The sequence below is a fragment of the Pseudomonas emilianonis genome (assembly GCF_023072625.1).
Taxonomy (GTDB): Bacteria; Pseudomonadota; Gammaproteobacteria; order Pseudomonadales; family Pseudomonadaceae; genus Aquipseudomonas; species Aquipseudomonas paraveronii.
In genome coordinates, this window is the sequence record NZ_JAKNRV010000517.1 from 1 (window position 1) to 2,786 (window position 2,786).

Annotated in this window: 2 protein-coding genes and 1 pseudogene; all 3 read right to left on the minus strand. The window is 61.1% G+C overall.

Translation table 11 applies throughout. From position 1 onward, the window contains the following. Nucleotides 1–105 precede the first annotated feature (105 nt). Nucleotides 106–876: pseudogene (locus tag L9Z73_RS28620) on the minus strand (glycine dehydrogenase (aminomethyl-transferring)); the annotation flags it as partial. A 10-nt stretch (nucleotides 877–886) separates the two neighbouring features. After that, entirely contained in the window at nucleotides 887–1,270 is a 384-nt protein-coding gene (gcvH, locus tag L9Z73_RS28625) for a glycine cleavage system protein GcvH (protein WP_247408160.1), read from the minus strand. Nucleotides 1,271–1,583: 313 nt separating this feature from the next. Further along, the coding region (locus L9Z73_RS28630) for a TyrR/PhhR family helix-turn-helix DNA-binding protein (RefSeq protein WP_247408162.1) at nucleotides 1,584–2,786 on the minus strand (1,203 nt) is incomplete at its 5' end.

Genomic DNA, 2,786 nt, shown 5'->3' on the forward strand with positions numbered 1-2,786 from the left:
TCCACCAGAAACCGTTACAAATTTCCAGACGGGCGTTAGACCGATAACCTCTAGGGGCCAATGTCGGCGGGCATAATTAACCTGACTCATTGTTATTTACTCAAGTTCCCCCAATGTTATCAGCAGGGTCAGGGCCAGCAGGTCGGCGGCCACGGCCACCAGGGCATTGGCGGCGTGGAAGCGTTCGGTCAGCTCGCGATAATCAAACACGTCGCCGTTGCTGGCCGGGTATTGCAGCAGGGCGCCGAAGAATGGGCTGACATCGCTCAGTTCGCGCTCATCGCCCACCACCACGTCGATGCCCAAGGGCTCGGCACGGGTGCGCAGCACGTCGAGGGTTTGCGGGTGGCTGTGGATCGAGGCGAAGAAGGCATTGCTGCCCTTGTTCTTGCTCAGGCGTTTGCAGAAGGTCATGGCTTCGGCGGCGGCGGTGGCTTCGTCAAGCAGCGACGCGTTGGCAATCGGCAGGCCGGTGAGGTCGCTGATCAGGGTCTGGAAGTTCAACAGCGCTTCCAGGCGGCCCTGGGAAATCTCCGGTTGGTAGGGCGTGTAGGCGGTGTACCAGGCCGGGTTTTCCAAGAGGTTGCGCAGGATCGGCGACGGCGTATGGCAGTTGTAGTAGCCCTGGCCGATGTAGGTCTTGAACAGTTGATTCTGACTGGCGATGGCCTTGATCTTGGCCAGGGCCTCGGCTTCGCTCAAGCCATCTTCCAGGCCGAGCACGCTGGTGCCCTTGATGCTTTCCGGGATCACACTGGCGCTCAGGCCTTCCAGGGAATCAAAGCCCAGGCTGGCGAGCATCTGTAGCTCATCTTCATGGCGCGGGCCGATGTGGCGGGCGATGAATTCGTTGGCGGTGCTCAAGTTGATCGTCATGGCGCGCTCCTCAGGCTTGTGCGTTGGCTTTGATCAGGCGGTCATACGCATCCTGATCCAACAGCGTAGCCACTGCATCGGCATCGGCGGGTTTAAAGCGGAAGAACCAGCCTTCGCCCATCGGGTCTTCGTTGACCAGTTCCGGGCGGCCCTCCAGCTCGGCGTTCACTTCGAGGACGTCACCGTCCAACGGCATGTACACGCCACTGGCGGCTTTGACTGATTCCACGGTGGACGCTTCGGCGCCCTTGTCGTAGGCCTGCAACTCCGGCAGTTGCACGAAAACCACATCACCCAGCGCGTTTTGCGCGAACGCGGTGATACCCACGGTGACGCTGCCGTCAGCTTCGGCGCGCAGCCATTCGTGATCTTCAGTGAAACGCAACTCGCTCATGGAAACTCCTCGGGGCCAGATTCGTCTGGTGGACGGGATTGGAATAATGGGGAGTTACTTAGCAATATCGCGGCCAATGTCATTAATCACTTATAAATCAATAACTTGATAAAAATGGCCTGCGCGATCGCGCCTGAGGCTGTAGCGATTTCGCTACACTTCGCCGCAAGAAAAAAAGCCTATGTGGATCAAAGCCTTGCATGGCGCGCAAAAAGCAGGGTTGTAGCGATATCGTTACGCTGTAGCGCTTTCAGTACAGATCAAGGTCGTATTTGATGACACGCTGCCCCTCCCCCATTTGATCCGTGTTCAGTCAGGGCTTGTTGGGGATGCCGTATTTGCGCAGGCGATGGGCGATAGCGGTGTGGGAGGTGTGCAGGCGGCTCGCCAACTGGCGGGTCGACGGGTAGCTGGTGTAGAGCTTTTCCAGGAGGCTGCGTTCGAAGTCTTCCACGGCCTGTTCCAGGCTGTCGATTTCGCTGTCGCTCTGGCGTGCGACCGAGGTGCCGGCGATGTCCAGGTCGCCGATGTCCACCAGGCTGCTTTCGCAGATGGCGGCGGCGCGGAAGATCACGTTCTGCAACTGCCGCACATTGCCCGGCCAGCGGTTGCCCAGCAATGCCGGGTAAGTACCGGGCGCCAGGCGGCAGACCGGGCGCTGGATCTGCGCGCAGGCCTGCTGCATGAAGTAGCGTGCCAGCAGCAGGATGTCCTGGCCTCGCTCGCGCAGGGGCGGCACTTCGACATTGAGGACGTTGAGGCGATAGAACAGGTCTTCGCGAAAGGTGCCCTCGGCGACCATCTTTTCCAGGTCGTGGTGTTTGGCGTTGGGCAGCAGCAGGCCTTGCCAGGGGGTAAAGCGCAGCGTGCCGTCGCCATACTCATTGGCGAGTTGGGCTGCGCCCTTGAGCATGCTTGAGTCGAGTCGACCCAGCGGTGTCACGGCGGCGACGTAGACCCGATCCTGCTGACGCTGTGGATAACTTCCCAGGTGCAGCAACGCCCCGCTGGCCGGGCGTTTGAAGCCATCGACCGGCAACAGCGGCAGGTGCAGACCGTCGAAAAAGTTATCCACAGGCAGATGACGCATCCGCGTTTGCGCCGGCGTGGCCAGGTCCAGAAACCGTTCCAGCACCGCCACCACCAAGGCGTGCCCCTGCTCCAGTCGCACCGCCGCCAGCGGCGCATCCAACCCCGGGCAACCGGCCAGGCCGAACGCGAGCAGCGTCTCGCCGTGTTGTTCAAAGGCCGACAGCCACAGGTCATGGTGATGTTCGAGCATCGCCAGGGCCTCAAAGCCATCCAGTTGCACGGCGAACTTGGCCGACAGCTCATGGAAGCGCGCGTGGGTTTGCAGGGTGGCGAGGATCTGGTCGGCCAGCGGGCGCGTGTCGAACAGCATCTGCGGGTCGATACCAGCGCTGGGGCTGAGCATCAGGTTGCGCACGTCGATGATTTCCACCAACTGGTCATCGACCTTGCTGATGGCGGTGAGGTAGTGCTGGCGCCCGGCGCT

Coding starts and splice junctions, on each gene's coding strand:
- gcvH (WP_247408160.1), bottom strand. CDS start 1,270: ATGAGCGAGTTGCGTTTCACTGAAGATCACGAATGGCTGCGCGCCGAA.